The sequence below is a fragment of the Butyrivibrio sp. genome (assembly GCF_024699075.1).
Map to the genome: position 1 here is coordinate 1 of NZ_JAILQF010000037.1, position 3,389 is coordinate 3,389.

The window sequence follows — 3,389 nt, forward strand, 5'->3', positions numbered from 1 at the left end:
TCAGCCCACTGGGCTGTACGCACATCGTGTGTGATTTGATCCATTTCTGGCCTCCTTTAAAAAACTAGTTAGTTTTTTCGGTTTTTTAAAGTAAACCATAGAAGCAGATTAAATCATAGGCGGGTTATTTGACGCTTACCATATTTTTTCATCTCTTTGATGAACTGCTTGGCGATCGGAGATAGCTTGGTGTCAGATCGCTTGATATAGCCTATGCGCATTAGCTCATCACTTTGAAGAGGGATGGATGTGTATCCGTCTCCGTTGAGCTCTTTGCAGATGACACCGCTGCACAGAGTGAAGCCGTCTAAGAGAGTCATCATATTAAGGGCAGTCGCTCTGTCATTTACATGGATTATTTTTTTATAAGGATATGTGCTCAGAACTTCCTCTGCATAATAGAAGGAATTTTTCTCTCCCTGATGGAAAGATAGGCAAGGGTATTCTTCCAAGTCGCTTATGGATACACTCTTTTCACTGGCAAGAGGATGATCTGAACTAAGATATGCGTAGGTATTGCAGGTGAACAGCTCTGTGAATACCAGATTGTTCTCCTTAAAATCATCACTTAGTACTTTTTCATTGAAGTTGTTAAGATACAGGATTCCAAGTTCACTTCGCATGTTCTTGACATCCTGAATTATCTCGCTTGTTCTTGTCTCGTATATGGCGAAGTCATATTCATCCATTCCTGCTTTTAATATAGTCTTGGAGAAAGCTTCTACAGCGAATGTATAGTGCTGTGCAGATACGTAGAATTTCTTCTCGTTTTCAGGCTTGCCCTGATAGTGGTCTTCCATGAGTTTGTACTGCTCTAAGATCTGGCGGGCATAGCCTACGAACTCGCTACCTTCTGTAGTAAGTGTTATGCCTCTGTTACTTCTTGCAAAGATGCTGATCCCAAGCTCCTTCTCAATCTCCCTGACAGCACCTGACAGGCTAGGCTGTGATATATAGAGAGCTTTGGATGCTTCATTGATTGAGCCGCGTTCTGCTATTTCTATAACGTATTTCATCTGTTGTAATGTCATGATAACTATCCTCTTATATCGTGTCAAAGGAGATACTTATATATGTATCCGTTATGGTATCTGGATATATTTGTATCTATTATATTAACTTTGTATTTATATGTTGTATCTGGTGTAAAGACGTGACTTATATACATTATTGCATCTTTTTTATAGATAAATATTATGAGGTAGGTGTCAAAAGTTCCTTTTGATACCATATGACTACCGGATTGTTCCGTTTCTTCGAAACTCTCACATCTACGTTACACTCCGGTCGGCGCAAAACAGACATCCCCCGGATGTCTTGCGCCCTCAAACATTCGCAAATCCGCACTACGTACTACTTTGCTCATGTTTGGCGGGTCATAAATTCATATTCGATTTCGAGCAAGCTCGAATCGAAATGACTTTTGACCCTTACGTCATATTATATGTCACTACTCATTTTCACAAAAGGAATCTTGTTATAGTTTTTGCTTATAACAGGCTCATGGATTTATGAATTATACAGGCTTACCAGGATGGTGTATTGTAATTTCAACAGCAAAACAATCCATTCGAATAGGACCAAAAAGCTTGTAAAACCAGCTAGTAGCGCAAAGCATATATTACTAAAACAATATCACAAATAATTATTACCAGAAATACTATTACTTGAAATAATATTACAAAAAATAATAGCTAAAGACATTAGTAAAGGTGCGAGAGCAACAAATATCCAAAAATAAGAACAGAGTCACAGTATTTATAAGATTATAGGAGGACAAAGGTATGAGCGAACATAATTACAAATTTGAAACTTTACAGCTTCATGTAGGTCAGGAACAGGCAGATCCTACTACAGATTCAAGAGCAGTACCGATATATCAGACAACATCATATGTATTCCACAGTGCACAGCATGCTGCAGACAGATTTAATTTAAGAGATGCAGGTAACATATACGGAAGACTTACAAACTCAACTCAGGGTGTACTTGAAGAAAGAATAGCAGCCCTTGAGGGAGGTGTCGCAGCACTTGGAGTTGCAGCAGGAGCAGCAGCTGTAACATATGCAATACTTGCTCTTGCAAAAGCAGGCGACAACGTAGTAGCACAGAAGACAATCTACGGAGGAAGCTATAACCTTCTCGACCAGACACTTCCGGGATATGGTATCAGCACAACATTTGTAGATGTACATAACCTTGACGAAGTTGAAAAAGCTATTAACGATAAGACTAAAGCAGTCTTCATTGAAACTCTTGGAAATCCTCATTCGGATATTCCGGACATCGATGCACTCGCGGAGCTTGCTCATAAGCATAGCATACCGCTTGTGATCGATAATACATTTGGAACACCTTACCTTATCAGACCTATTGAACATGGCGCAGATGTCGTAGTACATTCTGCGACCAAGTTCATAGGCGGACATGGAACAACACTCGGCGGAATAATCGTAGACAGCGGCAAGTTTGACTGGAAGGCTTCAGGCAAGTTTCCTCAGTTCACAGAGCCTAACGTCAGCTATCACGGTGTATCTTTTGTAGATGCGGCAGGACCTGCAGCATACGTAACTTATATAAGAGCTATTCTTTTAAGAGATACTGGAGCAACACTTGCACCTATAAGTGCATGGATCCTCCTTCAGGGGCTTGAGACACTTTCACTTCGTCTTGAAAGACATGCTGAGAATACCAAGAAGGTTGTAGAGTTCCTTTCTAATCACCCTCTTGTAGAGAAGGTTAACCATCCATCTCTTCCTGATCATCCTGATCATGAGCTTTATAACAAGTATTTCCCTAACGGAGGCGCTTCAATCTTCACATTCAATATTAAGGGTGGCCAGAAGGAAGCATATGCATTCATCGATGGACTTAAGATTTTCTCACTTCTTGCTAACGTAGCAGATGTTAAGAGCCTTGTAATACATCCTTATGACACAACACATGCAGAGATGACACCTGAGCAGCTTGAGGCGGCTGGTATCTACCAGAACACAATCCGTCTCTCAATTGGAACAGAGCACATCGACGACATTCTCTGGGATCTCGAGCAGGGCTTCAAGGCAGTAGCAGAGGTTAGCCCTGAGCTCGTTGAAAAAGCAGTATAAGTTTTGCGAACTATATAAAGCAAAGATATAGTATCAAAACCTTATATAAAATCTGACTTGTAAGTCAGAAACAAAGTACAGTGTAACAACAAAATTTGCCATTTTAATCCTTAATAAATTGCCAACTACATACCAAAAAGTATGATTTCTTGAATGTAAATTACAGAAACGCGCATTTACTGCGTGTTTCGTGATTCAATGAATCGGTTGGTAAATAGGCCCAATGCCGAAGGCATTCTCAATTGGCCTATTTACTGCATTTTTGAATCTTTGATTCAAAAA

The 3,389-nt window shown here is 40.0% G+C and carries 2 protein-coding genes; one reads left to right on the forward strand and one right to left on the reverse strand.

The window, feature by feature from the left end:
• Window positions 1-113: 113 nt before the first annotated feature.
• A complete protein-coding gene (locus tag K6G87_RS01185; protein WP_296832745.1) occupies window positions 114-1,031 on the reverse strand; it encodes a LysR family transcriptional regulator in 918 nt (305 codons plus the stop codon).
• Between the two features lie 753 nt (window positions 1,032-1,784).
• On the opposite strand from K6G87_RS01185, the gene K6G87_RS01190 reads away from it, so the two are divergent.
• Complete coding sequence (locus K6G87_RS01190; RefSeq protein ID WP_296832748.1) at window positions 1,785-3,107, forward strand: O-acetylhomoserine aminocarboxypropyltransferase/cysteine synthase family protein; 1,323 nt, start codon at window positions 1,785-1,787, stop codon at window positions 3,105-3,107.
• The last annotated feature ends 282 nt before the right edge of the window (window positions 3,108-3,389 follow it).

Excerpts from the sequence above, each read along its gene's own strand:
- K6G87_RS01185 (WP_296832745.1), bottom strand. The coding sequence starts at position 1,031 with ATGACATTACAACAGATGAAATACGTTATAGAAATAGCAGAACGCGGC.
- K6G87_RS01190 (WP_296832748.1), top strand. The coding sequence starts at position 1,785 with ATGAGCGAACATAATTACAAATTTGAAACTTTACAGCTTCATGTAGGT.